Here is a 19064-nt window from a genome sequence, read left to right as displayed (position 1 = left end):
GGTGAGGCTGGGGTGACGGGGTCGGCAGAGTCGGCAGGGTCGCCTGGCTCGCCTGCTGTGGCGGTGGCGCGGTGCGGCGTCAACTCCGCCACGGGAGCATCGGGTTGACCCATCCGGAGGCCAGGAGCCCGGTGAGCAGGAGGACGGCGGACGCGGCGACGGTCTCGGGCCAGCGGCGCGGCAGCATCCCCGTACGGGTGCGCAGGACCGCGGGCATCCGGGCGGTCCAGGCCCGTGCGAGGGTCCGTGCCAGCCGGGCGGTCCGCCCGGTGGGTGCCGCGCCGGCCGGGCGCAGCTCGGCGGCCAGGTCCCGGATGAGCGGGACGTTGATCTGGCACTGCACCAGGAGGTAGAGCAGCAGACCCCAGTTGGGTTCCCAGCCGTTGCGTGCGACGGCGAGGGCGAGGCCCGCGGCCGCGGCGCCGTTGGAGACGACGAGCCACAGCAGGGAGGCGCCGACGACGCGGCGGGCCATGCCGCCCCGGGCGTTCTTGCCGCGGACACCGGTGGGCACCCAGGCGGCGCTGTGGCCGCGGAGGGTGTGCAGGAATGCGGTCGCGGCGGCGACGCTGGTCAGGACGTTGGCGCGGATCACCTCGACCCGCCAGCGGGTCCGGCTGATCCGGGGCAGCAGCACGTGCCACAGCCACAGCGGGGCGAGGAGCGGCAGGACGTGCCAGGGGCGGATGTCGTCCGGGTACCAGAACATCATCACGAGCGGCGGCAGCGGGGCGGCGAAGGTGTTCACGGCGGTGGTGAGGTAGCCGACGATGCCCTCGTAGAAGCACAGGCGCATCCGCCAGGGTGCCCTCATCTGCCGGAGCACGGGGGTGCCGATGAGGTGGAGGTTGCCCATGGCCCACCGGTACTGCTGGTTGACGAAGGCTGTGACCTCGTCGGGCGAGGTGCCCTTGGCGACGAGGACGGGGACGTAGAGGGTGCGGAACCCCTGGGCGTGCAGGGCGAGTCCGGTGTACAGGTCCTCGCTGTGGTCGAGCCGGGCGAAGCCGCCGGCGGCGTCGATGGCGCTGCGCCGGTAGACGGCGTTGCTGCCGCAGCAGATGGCCGCGTCGCTGGCGTCGCGGGACGGCTGGATCCAGCGGAAGAACCACTCCTGGGCGGCGCCCGCGGCGCGTTGGATCCAGCCCATGGTCTCGTCGGTGTCGAAGCACTGCGGGCTCTGCACGATGCCGACGCCGGGGTCGGCGAGGTAGGGCACGAGGTGGTGCAGGAAGTCCGGCCTGGGCGCGAAGTCGGCGTCCAGGATGGCGATGAGTTCGGCGCTGCTGAGGGTGAGCGCGTGGTTGAGGTTGCCGGCCTTCTTCAGGTGGCCGCGGTCCGGCCGTACGACGTACTCGTAGCCGAACGAGCGTGCCAGTGCGGCGACTTCGGGCCGGTCGGCGTCGTCGAGGACCCACACGGTCAGTTCACCGGGCCAGACGACGGCGGCGGCGGCGCGGTAGGCGTTGGCGAGGACCGGGAGGGGTTCGCCGCAGGTCGGCAGGTAGAGGTCGACGCTCGGCGCCTCGGCGGGCTGCCAGGCGTGGACGAGGACCTCGTGGGACTGCCGGGTCAGGCGGCGCTGGCGCAGGCTGTTGACGGAGGACAGGACGAGGGCGACGACGTTGAGCCCGAGGACGGCGAGGAAGGCCCAGAGCGCGGGTGTGCGCAGGGCGAAGGTGAACATGGTGGCCGCCGTGAACACGAAGGCGAGCGAGGTACCGACGAGGACCCAGCGTCGTTGCGGGCCGAAGTACCAGTAGAGCTCTTCGTCGGACGGAGGTTGCGGAAGGTGGTGCACGGTCATGAAGCCCCCCACGAGCTGTGTGTGCGTGCCTGTGCACGCCGGTGCGTGCGTGCCTGTGCACGCCGGTCTGTGCGTGCCTGTGCAGACGTCTCCACGGTACCGCCACAGGTATAGACCACTCGCCGAAGAAGCGGCCAACGGACGGAATCGGACACGGGAATGGCGAGACCTGATTGGTCCATATCTCTGTATGAAATACGCAGGTCACGGCCGTGTGAACGGCGCACGAAAAGGACGTCATTCCTGGTGACACACAGGTGCCCACCGGGGGCGCGGCGGCGCCCGGCCCGGAAAACGATTGGCGGACGGATGGGGTGTTGCGGTGTGATCGACGCATGGCAACCAAGCAGATTGCACAGGGAGTTGGCGTCGCGAACGGAGTCTCCGGCGAAGGGGAGGACACTGGCTGGAACCTCGTCGAAGCGTAAGTTCCACTTTCCCGGAGGCTGCGCCTCCTCTGGACCGACGCCCCTCGACCACTGATCATGTACCTGCCGGTAACGGCACCGAACCGCACCAGTCCCCGAACGGCACCCGACCCCGAAGGGAGCGCTGAGCGCATGACCGGCCCTCAGAGCGCGGGATACGACTACGACGTCGTCATCAGCGGAGCCAGTCTCGCCGGGAGTGCCGCGGCCACGCTGCTGGCCCGGCGGGGCGTCCGCGTCGCACTGCTGGAACGCCGCTCGGACCCCGACGCGTACAAGGTGCTGTGCACCCACTCCGTCCAGCCCAGCGCCTACCCGGTGCTCGTCGAACTCGGGCTCGGCCCGGCCCTCGAGGCGGCCGGGGTGGTCCGCAACGGATCCCGCTGGTACACCCGTTGGGGCTGGATCGAGCCGAAGGCCGAGCCCACGGGACCCGAACTCCCTTGGGCGCTCAACATCCGCCGCAGCGTCCTCGACCCGATGATCCGGTCCCGGGCGGCGGAGACCGCCGGCGTCGACCTGCTCCTCGGGCACCGGGTGACCGGGCTGCTCCGCGAAGCCGGCCGTACGGTGGGGGTGCGCGCGTCGACCCCACAGGGGGAACGGGAGATCCGGGCCCGCCTGGTGGTGGGCGCCGACGGGCGGGACTCGCCGGTGGCGAAGTACGCCGGGGTGCCCGGCCGGACGCACGAGAACAGCCGGTTCGCGTACCTCGCGCACTTCCGCGGGCTGCCGCTGCCCGGCGACCTCACCCACACCTGGTTCCTGGAGCCGGACATGGGGTACGCGTTCCCGAACGACGACGGGGTGACGGTCATCGGCGTCGTCCCGGGCAAGGAGCGGCTGCCCGCCTTCCGGGAGGACCTGGAGGGCAGCTTCTTCTCCTTCGTCCGCGCCCTGCCCGAGGCACCGGACATCGACTCCGCCGAACAGGTCACGAAGATCACCGGGTTCGTCGACTACCCGTTCCACAGCCGCAAGCCGACCGCGCCGGGCCTCGCCCTCACCGGAGACCCGCTGTGGGGCGTCGGCTGCGGCTGGGCCCTGCAGACCGCGCAGTGGCTGGCCGAGGCGGTCGCCCCGGCCGCGACCGGCCGGGGCGACCTCGACAAGGCCCTCAAGGCGTACGCCCGCCGGCACCAGCGCACCCTTCTCCCCCACCAGCACATCGCGGTCGACTTCGCGCGTGCCCGCCCGTTCAACCGCATGGAACAGCTGATGTTCTCCGCGGCCACCCGCGACGCCGCCCTGGCCCGCCACATGCACCGCTTCGCCGGCCGCTTCATAGGCCCCCTCCGCTTCCTGAACCCGGCAGCCGTCACCAGAGCCTCGACGGTCAACCTCAAGCACCGCCTCGCACAGCGGAGTTGAGGCCAGGCCGCTTCATCCGCCCATCCCGGACGGCGCCGCCGACCGCTGCCGCGCCGCGTACCGGCCGGCCCCGAACGCCGCGCTCCTGCGCCGGCTCGTCGGGCCCGAGGGGTGACGGTTTCCCGGCCGAATGCTCTGGAATGATCACCGCATGACAGCCGACACCCGCGACCTATCCGGCACGCCCGCGCGCGAAGTCCTGTCAGCTGTCATGTCTGGCCGGACAGCTCCGAGTTGACGGCCGACGCCACCGCCCGCCGGCAGCGCGACACGGCCACCCTGGCCGAACTGGAACTGACCGTCTGGGCCGCCCTGGGACGCACCGCCCCCGGCGGCGACCTCATCGAAACGATGGTCACGGAGAACGCCGAGCAGCGCCTCGCCAACGAACGGCACTGCGTGCTGCCCCCGCCCCGCGACGCCGAACCCCATCTCGCCGAGATCACCGCCCCCACCCTGGTCCTCCACGGCACCCACGACCGCCCGGAAATCTCGGCGATCGCCCACCGCCTGACCGGCGCCATCCCCGGCGCCTGCGGCCACACGATCCCGCACGCCGACCACTACCTGCCCCTCCGCACCCCCGCCGCCGTCACCACCCTCCTCCTGTCCCACCTGCCCTGACACGCCGCGTCGGTGGGGGCACGAGGGATTTACTGCGCCCACCCGGACGTGTTACACGTGTAACAGCACAGTTCCGGGCCGCCACCGGGCGGCAGCCCGACCCGGTGCGCTCCACCACGAGAAGAGGCGGACATGACGCATGCGACCCCCACGGCCCCCGTCGGCAGGCCGGCCGGCGCCCCCGACCCGGCGGCCTGGCCCCCGCCGCCGTTCCGGGTTCCGGGCGCACCGCGGATCGGGCAGGACGGCGTGCGGCGCTTCGACGGGCTGACGTACGCGAGCACGCTCGGGTACCGGCCGTGCCTGCTCGACGCACAGGTCCCGGCGGCCGCGGAGCCGGTGCCCGCCGTGGTGTGGATCCACGGGGGCGGCTGGCTGGAGGGGGACCGGCGGTTCCCGCCGCCGACCGTACCCGTCGAGCTGCTGCACGGCGCCGTCCTGGACGCCGGGCTCGCGCTCGTCACCGTCGACTACCGGCACAGCCTCGAAGCACCGTTCCCGGCGCAGCTGCACGACGTGAAGGCCGCCATCCGGTACGTCCGCCGGTTCGCCGGCGAACTCGGCATCGACCCGGACCGGATCGGTGTCATGGGCGAGTCCGCGGGCGGACACCTGGTCTCACTGGCCGGGCTGGTCCGGGACTCCGCACCGCTCGAAGGCGCGGTGGGCGTCCGCGGCGAGGACAGCTCCGTACAGGCGGTCGTCGCCTGGTACCCGGCCACGGACCTCTGCGCCCTCCTCGCCCGGCCGCTGCCGATGCCGCCCGCCCCGGACGGCACCCCGTTCCCCGACCCGTACGACGCCCTGCTCGGCGGCACCCCGGAGCAGCGGACGGAGCTGGCCCGCGCCGCCAGTCCCGTCACCTACGCCGACGGCCCGACCCCGCCCCCGTTCCTGCTGGTCCACGGGACGGCCGACCGGCTGCTCCCGTACCGCCAGAGCGAGGTGCTCGCCGCGGCCCTCCGGAAGGCCGGCGGCGACGTCACCCTCCAGCCGGTGGACGGTGCCGACCACATCTTCCTCGGCGCCCCCGACGTGACGCCGATCGTCACCGGGAGCGTCGCGTTCCTCGCCCGCCACCTGGGGGCCTGACGGCGGAAGCACGGCAGCGGGGCACCGCGCACCGGCGGCGCCCCGCTCCACCGAGTGGCCCCGGAGGTCAACCACCCGTCGGTTCAGGAGGACTGACGCTGCACCAGAACCGGCGTCACACCGCGCACTTGCGGTGCCGTACCGCCGTCCACCAGCTCGTGCAGGGCATCCGCCACCTCCGCCGGCGTCGGCAGGTCCAGCCGTACGGACGTCAACGGCGGCTGCTGCATGCCCGACAGGACCAGGTCGTCACACCCCACGACGGCGACGTCCTCCGGGACCGCGAGGCCCGCGCCGCGCAGGGCGTGCATGAGCAGCGCCGCGTACTCGTCGTTGTAGGCGAACACTCCGTCCAGCCCCGACTCCCGCCACCGCCCGGCCAGTTCGGCGGCCGACTCAAGGCTGTACGACAGCTCCACCGGGGTGACCGTGGCGGTGCTGCGGGCGGCGACGCCCTGGGCTCCGGCCAGCCTCGGCCGGGCGAAGGTGGCCAGGCCGCGCTCCTGCGGCATGACCACCCCGAGGGTGCGCCGGCCGCGGGCGACCAGGTGCTCGGCTGCGAGCGCACCGACGCGCGTCTGGTCGAGGCCGACCAGGTGCGCACCGGCCACCTCCCGCGAGCCGAACGCGATGACACCGCGCACCCCGGCCCGGCCCAGCACCTCCACCGCCTGGCCGGTCAGGCCGTCCCCGTCCAGGGCCACCACGGCGGCCGGGCGCAGCTCGGCCCAGGCCCGGGCGGCGCGCACCGGGTCGGGGAAGCGTCCGGCGTGCAGGACGAGCACGTACCCGTGCCGCTCCAGCTCGCTCTCCAGGTCGTCGACCCAGGCGCTGACCAGCCGCCCGGCGGCGGAGACGGACGCCGGGACGAGGACGAGGTTGCTGCGGCCGGCCCGCAGCGACCGGGCGGCCGCGTGCGGTACGTAGTCCAGTTGCCGGGCCGCGTCCAGGACGCGGGCGCGCGTGGCGTCGCTGACCCGGTGCGCCTGCGTGTTGTTGAGGACGAAGGACACCGTCGCCCGGGAGACCCCCGCCAGGCGCGCGACGTCCGCGCTGGTGACGGCTGCCGGCGCTTTCGGCTCCTTGGCCATGGTGTTCGCTGCTCCTCGCCGCTGCTCGGCGTCCGCCCGGCGGGCTGACGGCCAACCCCAAGGTTACTCGCGTCACCACCGGGCTGCGGCCCGATCGGGTCCATCGCGAGATTCGATGTGTTCCATCCCTATCCAACGGCGCCTCGTGGGTGCTACACAATGCAGCAAGCCCGGAATTACACGTGTAACCACATGGTTCCGGCCAACCACGCCGCCCCACCCTTGCGGCGTCCCGGCATGGACACGCGCCCCGCTCCGGCGCCCCGTACCCCTCCCCTCCCCTCCCCCCTCCCTCCCTCCCTCCCACGGCTTCAGCGCGCAGGTCCGCGCTCAGCTCCGTTCCCGAGGAGTCCCCGTGCACGTCCCGTTCCCCCACCGCGCGAACCCCGCGCCCGTACACCCCGGTGGTCACCGTGACAGCTGACGAACTGCTCCGGCCGCAGGCTGCGCCGGCCGCGCCCGCACCGCGGCACCGCGGTCTCCTGCTGCTTCTCCTGGTCGCCAACTCCTCCATGTTCGCGGTGTACATGGGCGTCGGATCGGTCCTCCTGCCGACGCACATCGCCGAGCTGGACGCGGCCGACAAGGTGGCGGTCCTCGGCGTCGTCGGCGGCGTGAGCGCCGTATTCGGCACCGTCTTCAACCCGCTCGCCGGAGCGCTGTCCGACCGCTCCGGCCGCCGCAACCCGTGGATCCTCGGCGGGGCCCTCGCCACGCTCGCCGCGCTCGCCCTCCTCGGCAGCGCCCGTACCGTCCTGATGGTCGGCATCGGCTGGTGCCTGGTGCAGGCGACCATGAACGTCTACCAGGCCGCCGTCACCGCGATCGTCCCCGACCGCATCCCGGCCGCCCGCCGCGGCACCGCGTCCGCCCTCGTCGGGCTGGCCCTGCCGGTCGGCGGCACCCTCGGCGTGACGATCGCCTCGCAGACCGAGGACCGGTTGTCGACCGGTTATCCGGTGCTCGGCGCGGTGGCGGCCGCCGGCGCGCTGCTGCTCGCCGCGTGCTGCCGCGACCTGCCGCGGACGGGCGGTCCGGTGGCGGCCCCGCGGGTCTCCCGGCGCGAGCGGGTGGGCTCGTTCCTGTCCGCACTGGCCGTCCACGACTTCCGGTGGGCGTTCATCGGCCGGGCGCTGATGGTGCTCGGCCACTTCTCGGTCATGGGCTACCAGCTGTACATCCTCGACGACCACATCGCGCTGCCCGCCGGGCTGACACCGGCCGAGGCGATGGCGGTGCTGACGCCGCTGTCGATGGCGGCGATGGCGCTGTCCACGGTGGTCGGCGGGCTGCTGTCGGACCGCTGGAACCGGCGGAAGGTCTTCGTCGGGGCGTCCGCCGCGCTGGCCGGCACGGTGATGGTGGTCCCGGTGATCAGTCCGACCTGGACCGGCATGCTCGTCTTCAACGCCCTCAACGGCTTGGGATTCGGCTGCTTCATGGCGGTGGACACCGCGGTGGTCACCCTGGTCCTGCCGCGTGCGGAGGACGCCGCCCGCGACATGGGCGTCCTGAACATCGCCAATGCCGGACCGCAGATCGTCGCCCCGGTCGTCGCCTCCGCGATCGTGACCGCGCTCGGCGGTTACACCCCGCTGTTCCTCATCGGCGGCGCGCTGTCCCTGCTGGGTGCGCTGGCCGTCATCCCGATCCGCGGCGTCCGCTGACGGCCGTAAGCGCCGCCCCGAAGCCCCGCATTCCCACCCAGACCCCTGCTGACCAACGACGACGGTTACGACGCCCCCGGCATCCGCATGCTGGGCCGGCGCCTGACCGCCGCGGGCCACGACGTCACGATCGTCGCGCCGCTCACCAACCAGAGCGGTGCCGGTACGCGGCTGTCGAGCGGCAGCACCATCAAGGTCCGGCACCCGGAGGCGAAGGTGTGGGCGGTGGACGGTACGCCGGGTGACTCGGTGTCCTTCGGCCTGGCGGAGGTGTTCGCCGATCGCGCCCCGGACCTCGTCGTCTCCGGCACCAACTTCGGCCCGAACGTAGCCGCGCTGGCCACCCACTCCGGTACGGTCGGCGGCGCGGTCGCCGCCCTGGAGCGCGGTGTGCCCGCAATCGCCGTGAGTACCGGCGAGTTGGCGGTCCCGGTGCCGGAGCAGATCCTCAACGCCATGCGTCCGACCGGCGAGTTCACCGTCAAGCTCATCGACCGGCTCCGCATGCGCGCGAAGAACGGCCCGCTGCTGCCGCCCGGCGTGGGCCTGAACCTCAACCACCCGGTGGTCGGCGCGGACGGTACGGGCACGGCCCGCGGAGTCGACGTCACGGCCCAGGACCCGCAGCCGGGCCTGGCGGCGGACTACACGGACACCGGTGACGGGAACGGGACGTGGAAGGTGGACGTCTCCGTGGTCCCGGCACCGGCCCGGCGGGGCGGCGACGTGGCGGCGGTCGCCGCGGACCGGATCTCCCTGACCCCCATCGCCCCGGACTGGAACACGGGCCGCCGGGCCTTCACCACCGCGGCAGCGCTGCTCGGCGGTCTCCGCCCGTAGCGCCGGCCACGGGTCGGCGCCCGTACCCGCCCCCTGACACCGACGGGGCGGGTACGGGCGTGGTCACGCAGCCCAGGGCAGGCGTACGGCCTCGACCTCCGCATCGCCGAGCAGTGACTCGACGAGTGCTGCGGGGCCGGCGACCTTGGTGGCCCAGAGGTCGTAGTCCGTGCACGTCACCCAAGTGCGGTCCCGTGCCCAGAGGTTGGACGGGGTCCAGCGGTCTTCGTCCGGGTGGTCGTACAGGTCCTTGGCATCCCCGAGCACGCCGGCCCTGATGTGCACCTCGAATTCGGCGAGCCGCAGCAACGGGCTGTAGTAGGCGAGGCACGGCGTGTCGGCGCCGCGGGGGCTGTGTGCGGTGAGGAGGTCGACCAGGCGGTTCCAGTCGGCGCGTTCCAGGTGGCCTTCGGCCGGGGCCTGGAGGCCCGCCGGCCAGGCCCCGGAGGGAATCGAAGGGAAGGAGGTGCGGCAGGGGAAGAGCCCTTCGGGCACCGTCGGGTCGCCGAACCGGCGTGCGAGTTCGGCCCACCTCCGCCGGTGCCAGCGGGGGCCCGGATGCTCGCCGGTCGGGTGCCCGAGCACCTCTGCCGGGTCGAGGTCCGGCGCGAGCTCCGCCCCTCGGCCGTTGAGCACGGCTCGCCGGTATTCCCGGTAAGACACGTCTGCCGGCCCGAGTTCGTGCTCGTACATGGCGTGGAGCACCCAGGCGGCGTCGGGCAGCCCGGGCGGCATGAATCCGGTGAGCCCGTCGTCGGCGGTCAACTCCCGTAGCCAGTCGGCCTCCCGGTGGTCGGCCAGTGGCCACCGGCCGGCTGCGCGAACCTCCGCGCTCACGGCAACTTCCTGGTCAGCCAAGCGACTTCGCCGTTCTCCTCCATGGAGACGCGGTCCCGGTGGAAGCCGAGCTTCTCCAGCACGCGCAGTGACGGCCCGTTCCAGGTGCCGACCGTCGACCAGAGCCGTTCCCGTCCGGTGGCGGCGGCCGCTTCGAGCACCGCCGCGGCCGCCTCGGTGGCGTACCCGTTCCCGTGCACCCGCTCGAACAGCTCGTACGCGATCTCGGGCTCCTCCAGCGTGGTGCGCCCGATGATCAGCCCGCAGTACCCGATGAAATCACCCTCCTCCCGCCGCTGGATGGGCAGCAGGGCGATCCCCGTCTCCTCGGTGGCGGTCAGAAACCCCGCAATGGCCGCCCGAATCCGCTCGACGGGCGGCTTCCCCTTCCCCCGCTCGGCCAACAGCTCACAGAACTCGTCCGCATCCGCCTCGTCCCACGGCCGCATGATCAGCCGCTCGGTCTCCAGATGGAACGCCATCGTCGCGTAGGTAGTCATGGCCCCACTCTGCCTCATGCATGATCATGCACGGCGGCCAGGCCCTACGCCCACGGATCCGTGATCTCGCGGAGCATCGTGAGGGCCTCGCGGAGGTGCTTCATGCGGCGGGCGCCGAGGTGGGACTGCCATTCCTGTTCCACTTCGGCGACGACCGCGTCCGCCACGCGTTTGGCGGCCCAGGCCTTTTCCGCGACGCAGACCAGGCGGGCGCGTTTGTCGGTGGGGTCCGGGAGGCGGCGGACGTAGCCGGTCTTCTCCAGTTGGTCGACCAGGAAGCCGGCCGTCTGCTTGGTGATCTGGGCCTGGGCGGCGAGGTCCGTCAGGCGGGTGCCGTGGGGGCCGATGCGCTGCATGACGCGCGCCTGGGCCGGGGTGAAGTCGTCGTAGCCCGCCTCCGCGAGTGCCGCGAAGACCCGGTCCTCCAGTGCGCGGTACGGGATGAACAGCAGCAGGCCCGTGTTGAGTCCGTTCTCCGCCGCCATCGTCGGCTCACCCTTCCGGCACCTTGACTCAAGTCAGAGACTCTGACTAATTTGGTCAGAGAAGCTTACCACTTGAGTGGGTGATTCCCGTGACCTATGCCCTGGGGACCGACGAGCTGTGGACGGTCGTCGCACGTGAGCGGACCAGCCTGGCGGAGCTGCTGGAAAGCCTGAGTCCGCAGGAGTGGGAGGCGCCCACCCAGTGCGGTGACTGGCGGGTACGGGACGTGGCCGCGCACGTCACGCTGGGCGCGCGCGCCACCGTCGGCTGGGCGCTGCGCGAGTTCGTCCGCGCCCGCGGCAACTCGGACCGCATGATCCACGACACCGCGGTCCACGAGGCGCAGCGGCCCACCGCCGAGATCGTGGCGAACCTCCGCGGGATCGCCGGTTCCCGGCGCATGGCCCTGGGCACCACGCCCCGCGAGTCCCTGCTGGACATCCTCGTCCACGGCCAGGACATCGCCCTCGCCGTCGGGCGGGACCGCCCGGTCCCCGCGTACGCCGCACGCGACGCGGCCGACCGGGTCTGGACGATGCGCTTCCCGCCCCGCCCGTGGCCGCTGCCGAAGGCGCGCCTGGTGGCCACGGACCTCGACTGGACCCGCGGCGAGGGCGAGGAGATCCGCGGCCCGATCGCGGCCCTCCTCCTCTTCCTGACCGGCCGCCCGGACGCCGTGGCGGGCCGGCTGGAACGCGGTCCCCGGCGGGCGGAGCCCGGACCGGAACCGGAAGCGGAACCCCCGGACGAGATACCTGCGGGTCAGACCGCCTAACGCTCGCGCTGCGAGGACCCCGGCCCGAAGACCTGGCCCTCAGGTCATGTCCTCAGGCCCCCGTGCCCCCAGGCCGTCAGCGGCGGACCAGACAGAGCGGATGCCCCGCGGGATCGGCGTAGACGCGCCAGCCCCGCCCCTCGGAACCGTCGTCCAGTACGGTCGCCCCCAGGGCCAGCACCTGTTCCTGCGCCCGCTCCAGATCCGCGACACCGAAGTCCAGGTGGAACTGCTGCGGATGGGCCGGGTCAGGCCACCGGGGCGGCCGGTAGTCCGCCGACCGCTGGAAGGCGAGCACCAGACCGGACGGCGTGTGCAGCGTCGCCCAGTCTTCGTCGACCGACCACCGCCGGTCCTGCTGATTGACGGTCCCGCCGAGCACCGACCGGTAGAACTCGGCGAGCCCGGCCGGATCCGGACAGTCCAGCACCACGCATTGAAGATCAGCGATCATGCCCGGATCCTAGTGCGGCCACGGCACCGGGCGGCCGTCGCCGGGGTTGGTGCGCTTCCGTCCGGGAAATCGGTGGAGCGTCCCCGGTCGCCCGGTACGGTCCACGTGCAGACGCTTTATGACGGCAACGATGCCTGCATCCCCAGGCAGGACATCGAGGCCAACGAGTTCTGCCTCGGCTGAAGGGGACCTCGCCGTCACCCCTGCGGGTGGAACGGGGCGGTCCAGTGGGCCCAGAGCGGGCCCGCCGGGGGCCGGCCGGGTCCGGTCGCGCACCAGGCTGGTGCGCGACCGGACCCGATGGACGACGAAGGTGGTCGCGCATGCCCCCGTACTCCCCACGGCGCCGGGCCGGACGTGCCTGTGCCCTGAGTGCCGCATCCCTGGCGCTCGTACTCGGACTGCCGGGAGCGGCGGCGGCCGCGCCGGGGGATCTGGACCCCGGCTTCGACGGCGACGGGAAGGTCCTCACGAGCGTGACGGGCTACGAGAACGTCTCGGACCTGGCCGTCCAACCCGACGGCAAGATCATCACCATCGGTGACGGCTACTTCGACGAGACGAGTGGCGACTTCGTGCTGGTGCGCCACAATCCCGACGGCACCCTCGACACCACCTTCGGCGGCGGCGACGGCATCGTCACCACCGACTTCGACACCAACAACGAAGAGGGCCGGGCACTGGCGCTGCAGCCCGACGGCAAGATCATCGCGGTCGGCGGCTCCACCTCGATCGCCGGCAACGGCACCTGGGCGATGGTCCGTTACAACCATGACGGCAGCGTGGACACGGACTTCGGCGACGGCGGCAAGGTGTTCACCGCGTTCGACCCCGACGTGATCCAGACCGCCGACGCGGTGGCGGTGCACTCGGACGGCCGGATCGTCGTCGGCGGCGAGCACTTCGGGATCTGGTCGGTCGCGGCGTACACGCAGGACGGCACACCGGACCCGACGTTCGACGGCGACGGCAAGGTCACCACCGACTTCGGCGGCGGCTGCTGCAACGCGGTGTCCGACCTCGTCATCCAGAGCGACGGCAGGATCGTCGCCGCCGGCCACAGCCCGGCGGGCATCACCCTGGCCCGCTACAACACCAACGGCAGCCTCGACACCGGCTTCGACACCGACGGCAAGGCCACCCCCGGCTTCGGCAGCATCGCCCGCGGCGTGGCCCTGGACAACGTCGGCCGGATCGTCACGGCCGGCCACGACGGCACGGCGTTCGGGCTGGCCCGCTTCACCGCCGCCGGCGCGCTGGACCCGACGTTCGACGGCGACGGCCGGGTGACCACCTCCTTCGGCCCGGGTACGGCGGCGGCCGCGGACCTGGACCTGCAGGCCGACGGGCGGATCGTTGCGGCCGGCTCGTACGAGGGCGACTTCGCGGTCGCCCGGTACAACGCCACCGGCAGTCTCGACACCGGCTTCGGCGGCGACGGCCGGGTGACCACCGACTTCAAGGGCCCCGAGGACGGGGCGACCAGCGTGGCCCTGGACGCCGACGGCAGGATCCTCGCCGGCGGTGTCGCCGGCGACGGCAACATCCTCGACAACGACCGCGCCCTGGCCCGCTACCTCGGCGGCGCCGGCACCGCCCCGCCGGTGGCCGACCTGTCGGTGACGAAGACGGGCACGGCGGCGGTCAGCATCGGCGACCGGGCGACGTACACGGTGACGGTCACCAACTCGGCCTCCTCGACGGCCACCGCGACGGGCGTGACGCTCACGGACACCCTCTCCGGCGCGGGTGGCACCCTGCTCTCGGCCTCGGCCGGCCAGGGCAGCTGCACGGTCACCGCGACGAGCGCGACCTGCAACCTCGGCAACCTGGCCGTCGGCGCGAGCACCACGGTGACGCTCACCGCCGAACCGCGCTCCGTCGGCACGCTGACGGACACCTCCACCGTCACCGGCTCGCCGCAGGACCCGGCCCCGGGCAACAACACCGTGTCCGCGTCGACGTCCGTCAACAACGCCCGAGGGTGCACCATCATCGGCACGAGCAACGCGGACACGCTGACGGGCGGCTTCGGCAACGACGTCGTCTGCGGCCTGAGCGGGAACGACACCGTACGCGCCGGTTACGGCCGCGACACCGTCCACGGCGGCCCCGGCAACGACAACCTCGACGGCGGCTTCGGCGACGACACCCTGGACGGCGGACCGGGCAACGACATCCTCACCGGCTACTACGGCAACGACCGCCTGACCACCACCGACGGCGTCACCGCCAACGACACCGCCAACGGCGGCAGCGGCACCGACACCTGCACCACCGACCCGGGCGACACCCGCATCAGCTGCCCGTAACCGGGCCGGACGGCGCGGCGTACGCACATCACCGCGTACGCCGCGCCCTGCTGCCCGCGCCCTGCTGCCCGCGCCCTGCTGCCCGCTCAGTCGCGCCCGCGCCGCGCGACCCACAGGGCGAGCAGGCACCCCGGAACCGCTACGGCCAGGCAGGCGACGGCCATGTCACGTGTGCCGCCGACCGCCCCCCATCCGGTCACGAGAGACGCCCGGGGAGCTGGTGATGCAGCGGCTGTCGGGACCGACGATGCGCGAGGCGCCGGGCGCGGGCGTGCTCGGCGGCGAGCAGGCGGGCGAGTTGCCGGCCGATCTGCTGCTCCGACTGCACGCCGTCCCGCCCCGGGTCGGGGCCGACCCCGTCCACCGCATCGTGCACCTGGACCTGCACCCGGAGAACGTCTTCCTCACCCCCCAGGGCCCTGTCGTGATCGACTGGGCCACCGCCCGGGAGGCCCCTCCCGGCCTGGACACCGCGATGACCGCGCTGATCCTCACGCAGGCGGCCCTCACGATCCCGGCCGCCGCCGAGGCCGCCCGCACCGTCCTGCCCGCCTTGCTCCGCCAACTGGGCGGCACCGGCGGCATGTTGCTGCTCCCGCAAGCCGGCGTGGTCGCCGCCGACGAGTTCGGGCCCGACCACCCCCGCACGCTCGACACCCGCCACAACCACGCCAACGAGACCGGCGAGGGCGGCGACCACGCCACCGCCCGCGACCTGCACCGGGCCGTCGCGGACGACCGCGCCCGCGTCCTGGGACCGGACCACCCCGACACCCTCGCCAGCCGCCACAGCCACGCGTACGAGACCGGCGAGGAGGGCGATCACGTCACGGCCCGGGACCTCTTCAGGGACCTCGCCGACGACCACGCCCGCGTCCTCGGCCCCGACCATCCCGACACGCTCGTCAACCGCTACCACCACGCGCACCAGACCGCCCGGGCCGGCGACTACACGACGGCGCGCCCCCTCCTCTCCGGGGTCGTGGCCGACTTCGTGCGCGTCCTCGGCGCGGACCACGCGTACACCTCCACCGCCCGGCACCTGTACGACTCCTGGCCCCGCAACTGACCGACGCAACGGACCGACGCAACGGACCAACGGAAAACCGTTCGCGCCCCCACGGGCCGGACCCCGAGACTGGCGGGTCGATCACACCGAACGGTCGGACAGAAGGAGTGGCCCGCGCTGAGGTACAACCGAGACACCCTGCCCCTGCCCGACGACCGGGTGATCCGACTCACCGCCGAGGAGATCCGCAACTGGGACGAATTCGCCCCGGACCGGCACGCGTTCGCCTGGGACGAGGACGAAGACGCCCGGCTCCGCGCGCTGGTCCGCGCGTGGGTGCCGCCCGTGCTCTCCGGTGCGGCCGGCTGGTGGCAGATCGAGCACTGGTGCCAGAGCCAGGTGGACGCGGCCCTGCAGGAACGGTACGGCACCTGGGCCTGGGGTTGGAGCTGGTGCCACCGCGACGGCGGCCCCGTCGGCAGCTGGGTCGACGGGCCGCGTTCGGTGACGACCCCCGACGAGACCGCGGCACGCGTCGTGGCCGCGCTGCTGGAGTGGCGGGACTGGCTGGAGCGGACGGCGCAGCGGTTCGCCGACCTGGCACCGCCACCGGACGCGACGCCCGAGGACCGCAGCCGGCACGTGGAGCGGGCCTGCGTCCGGCTCGTGACCCATGCGCTCGACTCGGGCGCGGAGGGCGGCTGGTACGGCCAGGCGTCGATCGTCCTGGGCTGGTACCTCACGAGCACCGGCATGGACCCGTCCGAAGCCGCACGCGCGGTGCAGCACGCGATCGGCGGCCGGTTCGAGAGCTGGGTCACGCCGGAGCGGACCCTGATCGAATCCGTCGGCGAGGACCTGGCCGTCGGCCTCACCGGCCACGCCCCGTACCGGGACCACCCCGAGCGGGCGGCGCTGGAGGATCTCCATGACCGCCGCTGACAGCCTCGCGGTCTGGCTGCGCGTACGCGGCGAGGTCGACTGGCACCGCGCACCCGCCCTGCGGCAACTCCCGCCCGGCCGCGACGGGTTCCGGTCCTGGTGCGAGGGGCCGGTCCGCCGGCGCGACCCGGTGCGTGCCGCGCGGCTGCTCGCCGCGCACGCCCTGGCCTGCGAGGACGCCGCCCGCCGGGCCCCGCTGGACTTCGCCGTGCTGGCCGGCTGGCAGCGCGAAGTCCTCGCGGCGGAGGCGCCGTTCCGGGCGGGCGACGCCCATGCGAAGGCGGGCCGCGAGCGCTACGGCCTGACCGCTCACACGCGGGCCGATTTCGATGCCTGCCTGCGCGGTGCGACCGGCCCGGGCCTCCCGCTCGCGGCCCGCGCGGCCCGCGCGTACCTCGATGTGGCGTTCTTCCACCCGTTCGCCGACGGCAATGCCCGTGCCGCGCTGCTGGCACTGGTCCACGTCCTGGCCCGGGAGGACATCGTCCTTCCCGAGGTCGGCCCCCTCCAGACCACCCGCTACGCGGACGATCCGGCCGGCGCCGCCGACCTCGCCGTGCTCATCGGGGTGCTCCACCGTTCCGGAACGGGGTCCGCGCCGGGGAGCCGGGCGGGCTGACCGTCTGCTGCGGTCTCACCGTCCGGCGAGCAGCCCCGGCAGTTCGCGCATGTCGTGGAAGACGGTGGTGCCGGGGCCCACGAGACGGGCGGCCGGGGTGGGGCCGCCCGCGTAGGCGAAGGCGCGCATGCCTGCGGCACGGGCGGCGGCGACGCCGGGGCCGCTGTCCTCGACCACCGCGCACGCCGCCGGGTCGACGCCCATCCGGCGGGCGGCGTGCAGGAAGAGATCGGGCGCGGGTTTGCCTCGGGACACCTCGCTCGCGCTGTAGATGCGGCCCGCGAAGTAGTCGTACAGCCCGGTGCGGCCCAGGGTGTGGCGCATCTTCTCGTGGGAACCGCTGGAGGCGACGCAGCTCGGCAGGGTGAGGGCGGCGAGTGCCTCGGGCAGTCCGTCGACCGCGTCGATGCCGGTGTCGACCGCCTCCCGGTGGCGCTGTTTGAGCAGGCGCCACCAGAGCGCGGCCGTCTCGGCGCCGAGCCGCTCGGTGATCTGGTCGAGGATCGACTCCTTGGCGCGCCCGATGAAGCGTTCGACGGCCTCTTCGGCGGTGAGGGGCCAGCCCAGCTCCGCTCCGAGCGCGACCTGGAGGCGTACGGCGAGGCGTTCGGTGTCGACCAGGACGCCGTCGCAGTCGAATATGACGAGTTCGATCGGCCGGGTGGTCATCGTTCCTGCTCCGTGGTCGTGCTCAGCGGGGAGATCTGTCGCTCGAAGAAGGTTTCGAGGACCACCGTGGCCTGGGTGCCGCTGACGCCGTCGATGGCGTAGATGCGGCGCAGCACGTCCTGGAGCTGCTCGGTGGTCCCGGTCCTGACCTTCACCAGCACCGAGGCGCTGCCGGCGATGACGTGCGCCTCCAGGATTTCGGGGAGGGCTGCGAACTCCGGTGCCGAGTCGCCCATCCAGGACGTCGAGTCGACCATCACGTAGGCGAGGACGGCGCCGCCCACGGCCGACGGGTCCACTTCGGCGGTGGTGCGGCGGATGACGCCGCGGTCGCGGAGCTTCCGCACCCGCTCGTGCGCGGCGCCGGCGGACAGGCCGACTGCCTGCCCCAGCGCGGCGTAGGGCCGGGTGGCGTCCTCCTGGAGCTGGGCCAGCAGCGCCCGATCGATGTGATCCACAACTCTCCATTCGAGATCTTCTTGCGATGACCATATCTCATCTTGCAGTGTTCACCTCAAGCCGATTCTGGTTCGGCAGTTGAGGGTTTCTGCGAGGAGTGGATCCTATGAGCAGCGAGCGCACCGGGCTGTACGAGATGCTCGACGACCGGTTCCGCACCGGGCGGTGCATGAACGGTGACGAGGCCCTGGAGGTCCTCTACACCGGCTGCCGCTGGGCCGAGGGGCCGGTCTACGTGCCGGCCTGGCGCCAGGTGGTCTGGAGCGACATCCCCAACGACCGGATGCTCCGCTGGGACGAGGAGACCGGGGCGGTCGGCGTCTTCCGCCGGTCCGCCGGCCACACGAACGGCAACACCCTCGACCGCGAGGGCCGGCTGGTCACCTGCGAACAGGGCAACCGGCGGGTGACCCGGACCGAGCACGACGGCACCGTGACCGTGCTCGCCGACCGCTGGCAGGGCAAGCGCCTGAACAGCCCGAACGACGCGACCGTGAAGTCCGACGGCTCCATCTGGTTCTCCGACCCGGACTTCGGCATCACCAGCGACTACGAGGGCTACCGCGCCGAGAGCGAGATCGGCTCCAACAACGTCTACCGCATCGACCCGGCGACGGGCGAGGTGCGGCTGGTCGCGGACTGCTTCGGCGCGCCGAACGGGCTGGTCTTCTCGCCCGACGAGCGGCAGCTGTTCGTCTCCGACACCCGCGCGGGCGTCCTGCGGGTCTTCGACGTGATCGACGGGGACACCCTGTCCGAGGGCACGGTCTTCGCCGAGGCCGGGGCCCGCGGGAAGGCCCGGTTCGACAACCTCCGCTTCGACGACGGCGGCCGGCTCTGGGTCGCCGCGATGGACGACGGCGTGCACTGCTACGACCCCGACGGCACGCTCATCGGCCGCCTCGACATCCCCGAGACCGTCGCCAACATCTCCTGGGGCGGCGCCAAGCGCAACCGTCTCTTCATCACCGCGGAGACCAGCCTGTACTCGGTGGTCATGGGCGTCACCGGCACCCACCCGACGGGACCGGGCCGACGGCCCTGGCCGGTGCCCGCCGCCCGGTGAGACCCCGCCCGGGGCC

The 19064-nt window shown here is 72.9% G+C and carries 19 protein-coding genes; 11 read left to right on the top strand and 8 right to left on the bottom strand.

From position 1 onward, the window contains the following. Positions 1-79 precede the first annotated feature (79 nt). The gene (locus LG634_RS03800) at positions 80-1807 is read right to left on the bottom strand and encodes a glycosyltransferase family 2 protein (RefSeq protein WP_226732127.1); all 1728 of its coding nucleotides are present in this window, start codon (positions 1805-1807) and stop codon (positions 80-82) included. 560 nt (positions 1808-2367) lie between these two features. Between LG634_RS03800 and LG634_RS03795 the strand changes: the two genes are divergently transcribed. From LG634_RS03795 to LG634_RS03785, 3 genes are all read left to right on the top strand, one after another. Then, complete coding sequence (locus tag LG634_RS03795) at positions 2368-3606, top strand: NAD(P)/FAD-dependent oxidoreductase (RefSeq protein ID WP_226732126.1); 1239 nt, start codon at positions 2368-2370, stop codon at positions 3604-3606. Between the two features lie 234 nt (positions 3607-3840). Further along, entirely contained in the window at positions 3841-4230 is a 390-nt protein-coding gene (locus LG634_RS03790) for an alpha/beta fold hydrolase (RefSeq protein WP_226732125.1), read from the top strand. Positions 4231-4362: 132 nt separating this feature from the next. Beyond that, the gene (locus LG634_RS03785) at positions 4363-5322 is read left to right on the top strand and encodes an alpha/beta hydrolase (RefSeq protein WP_226732124.1); all 960 of its coding nucleotides are present in this window, start codon (positions 4363-4365) and stop codon (positions 5320-5322) included. Between the two features lie 83 nt (positions 5323-5405). Here LG634_RS03785 and LG634_RS03780 read toward each other — a convergent pair whose 3' ends face one another. After that, complete coding sequence (locus LG634_RS03780) at positions 5406-6413, bottom strand: LacI family DNA-binding transcriptional regulator (protein WP_226732123.1); 1008 nt, start codon at positions 6411-6413, stop codon at positions 5406-5408. 413 nt (positions 6414-6826) lie between these two features. Between LG634_RS03780 and LG634_RS03775 the strand changes: the two genes are divergently transcribed. Together LG634_RS03775 and surE are read left to right on the top strand one after the other, a co-directional pair. Next, on the top strand, positions 6827-8080 hold the full coding sequence (locus tag LG634_RS03775; RefSeq protein ID WP_226732122.1) for an MFS transporter: 1254 nt from the start codon (positions 6827-6829) through the stop codon (positions 8078-8080). A gap of 45 nt (positions 8081-8125) precedes the next feature. Further along, positions 8126-8920 carry a 5'/3'-nucleotidase SurE gene (gene surE, locus LG634_RS03770; protein ID WP_226732167.1) on the top strand — a complete coding sequence of 265 codons (795 nt, stop codon included), beginning with the start codon at positions 8126-8128 and terminating at the stop codon, positions 8918-8920. Between the two features lie 63 nt (positions 8921-8983). On the opposite strand, the gene LG634_RS03765 is transcribed toward surE, so the two are convergent. Genes LG634_RS03765 through LG634_RS03755 form a run of 3 tightly spaced genes read right to left on the bottom strand, consistent with a single transcriptional unit; the run spans position 8984 to position 10742 of the window. Then, on the bottom strand, positions 8984-9757 hold the full coding sequence (locus tag LG634_RS03765; RefSeq protein WP_226732121.1) for a hypothetical protein: 774 nt from the start codon (positions 9755-9757) through the stop codon (positions 8984-8986). After that, positions 9754-10257, bottom strand: coding sequence for a GNAT family N-acetyltransferase (locus LG634_RS03760; RefSeq protein ID WP_226732120.1), 504 nt, complete (start codon positions 10255-10257; stop codon positions 9754-9756). The genes LG634_RS03765 and LG634_RS03760 overlap by 4 nt, the downstream gene beginning before the upstream one ends. A 44-nt stretch (positions 10258-10301) precedes the next feature. Beyond that, positions 10302-10742, bottom strand: a complete 441-nt coding sequence (locus LG634_RS03755; protein WP_226732119.1) for a MarR family winged helix-turn-helix transcriptional regulator — start codon at positions 10740-10742, stop codon at positions 10302-10304. An 80-nt stretch (positions 10743-10822) separates the two neighbouring features. Between LG634_RS03755 and LG634_RS03750 the strand changes: the two genes are divergently transcribed. Then, positions 10823-11518, top strand: coding sequence for a maleylpyruvate isomerase family mycothiol-dependent enzyme (locus LG634_RS03750; RefSeq protein WP_226732118.1), 696 nt, complete (start codon positions 10823-10825; stop codon positions 11516-11518). 76 nt (positions 11519-11594) lie between these two features. On the opposite strand, the gene LG634_RS03745 is transcribed toward LG634_RS03750, so the two are convergent. After that, positions 11595-11972, bottom strand: coding sequence for a VOC family protein (locus LG634_RS03745; RefSeq protein ID WP_226732117.1), 378 nt, complete (start codon positions 11970-11972; stop codon positions 11595-11597). Positions 11973-12295: 323 nt separating this feature from the next. Here LG634_RS03745 and LG634_RS03735 point away from each other — a divergent pair, with 323 nt between their 5' ends. From LG634_RS03735 to LG634_RS03720, 4 genes are all read left to right on the top strand, one after another. Beyond that, positions 12296-14284, top strand: a complete 1989-nt coding sequence (locus LG634_RS03735) for a DUF11 domain-containing protein (protein WP_226732116.1) — start codon at positions 12296-12298, stop codon at positions 14282-14284. Between the two features lie 223 nt (positions 14285-14507). Continuing rightward, positions 14508-15353 carry a tetratricopeptide repeat protein gene (locus LG634_RS03730; RefSeq protein ID WP_226732115.1) on the top strand — a complete coding sequence of 282 codons (846 nt, stop codon included), beginning with the start codon at positions 14508-14510 and terminating at the stop codon, positions 15351-15353. A gap of 159 nt (positions 15354-15512) precedes the next feature. Then, positions 15513-16235 carry a hypothetical protein gene (locus LG634_RS03725; protein WP_226732114.1) on the top strand — a complete coding sequence of 241 codons (723 nt, stop codon included), beginning with the start codon at positions 15513-15515 and terminating at the stop codon, positions 16233-16235. Continuing rightward, positions 16222-16854, top strand: a complete 633-nt coding sequence (locus LG634_RS03720; protein WP_226732113.1) for a Fic family protein — start codon at positions 16222-16224, stop codon at positions 16852-16854. Before LG634_RS03725 ends, LG634_RS03720 begins: the two co-directional genes overlap by 14 nt. 15 nt (positions 16855-16869) lie before the next feature. Here the strand turns inward: LG634_RS03720 and LG634_RS03715 are convergent, their stop codons facing one another. Both LG634_RS03715 and LG634_RS03710 read right to left on the bottom strand, forming a co-directional pair. Next, positions 16870-17523: an HAD family hydrolase gene (locus tag LG634_RS03715; protein ID WP_226732112.1), complete on the bottom strand. Its 654-nt coding sequence runs from the start codon at positions 17521-17523 to the stop codon at positions 16870-16872. Next, positions 17520-17981: an Lrp/AsnC family transcriptional regulator gene (locus tag LG634_RS03710; protein WP_226732111.1), complete on the bottom strand. Its 462-nt coding sequence runs from the start codon at positions 17979-17981 to the stop codon at positions 17520-17522. The genes LG634_RS03715 and LG634_RS03710 overlap by 4 nt, the downstream gene beginning before the upstream one ends. A 107-nt stretch (positions 17982-18088) precedes the next feature. On the opposite strand from LG634_RS03710, the gene LG634_RS03705 reads away from it, so the two are divergent. Next, positions 18089-19048 (top strand): SMP-30/gluconolactonase/LRE family protein, encoded by a 960-nt coding sequence (locus LG634_RS03705; protein ID WP_226732110.1) that lies wholly within the window; start codon positions 18089-18091, stop codon positions 19046-19048. The last annotated feature ends 16 nt before the right edge of the window (positions 19049-19064 follow it).

This window comes from Streptomyces bambusae, assembly GCF_020532645.1.
Lineage (GTDB): Bacteria > Actinomycetota > Actinomycetes > Streptomycetales > Streptomycetaceae > Streptomyces > Streptomyces bambusae.
This window is presented reverse-complemented; position numbering and strand designations above follow the sequence as displayed.

Excerpts from the sequence above, each read along its gene's own strand:
- LG634_RS03800 (WP_226732127.1), bottom strand. The coding sequence starts at position 1,807 with ATGACCGTGCACCACCTTCCGCAACCTCCGTCCGACGAAGAGCTCTAC.
- LG634_RS03795 (WP_226732126.1), top strand. The coding sequence starts at position 2,368 with ATGACCGGCCCTCAGAGCGCGGGATACGACTACGACGTCGTCATCAGC.
- LG634_RS03785 (WP_226732124.1), top strand. The coding sequence starts at position 4,363 with ATGACGCATGCGACCCCCACGGCCCCCGTCGGCAGGCCGGCCGGCGCC.
- LG634_RS03780 (WP_226732123.1), bottom strand. The coding sequence starts at position 6,413 with ATGGCCAAGGAGCCGAAAGCGCCGGCAGCCGTCACCAGCGCGGACGTC.
- LG634_RS03760 (WP_226732120.1), bottom strand. The coding sequence starts at position 10,257 with ATGACTACCTACGCGACGATGGCGTTCCATCTGGAGACCGAGCGGCTG.
- LG634_RS03755 (WP_226732119.1), bottom strand. The coding sequence starts at position 10,742 with ATGGCGGCGGAGAACGGACTCAACACGGGCCTGCTGCTGTTCATCCCG.
- LG634_RS03745 (WP_226732117.1), bottom strand. The coding sequence starts at position 11,972 with ATGATCGCTGATCTTCAATGCGTGGTGCTGGACTGTCCGGATCCGGCC.
- LG634_RS03735 (WP_226732116.1), top strand. The coding sequence starts at position 12,296 with ATGCCCCCGTACTCCCCACGGCGCCGGGCCGGACGTGCCTGTGCCCTG.
- LG634_RS03730 (WP_226732115.1), top strand. The coding sequence starts at position 14,508 with ATGCAGCGGCTGTCGGGACCGACGATGCGCGAGGCGCCGGGCGCGGGC.
- LG634_RS03720 (WP_226732113.1), top strand. The coding sequence starts at position 16,222 with ATGACCGCCGCTGACAGCCTCGCGGTCTGGCTGCGCGTACGCGGCGAG.
- LG634_RS03715 (WP_226732112.1), bottom strand. The coding sequence starts at position 17,523 with ATGACCACCCGGCCGATCGAACTCGTCATATTCGACTGCGACGGCGTC.
- LG634_RS03705 (WP_226732110.1), top strand. The coding sequence starts at position 18,089 with ATGAGCAGCGAGCGCACCGGGCTGTACGAGATGCTCGACGACCGGTTC.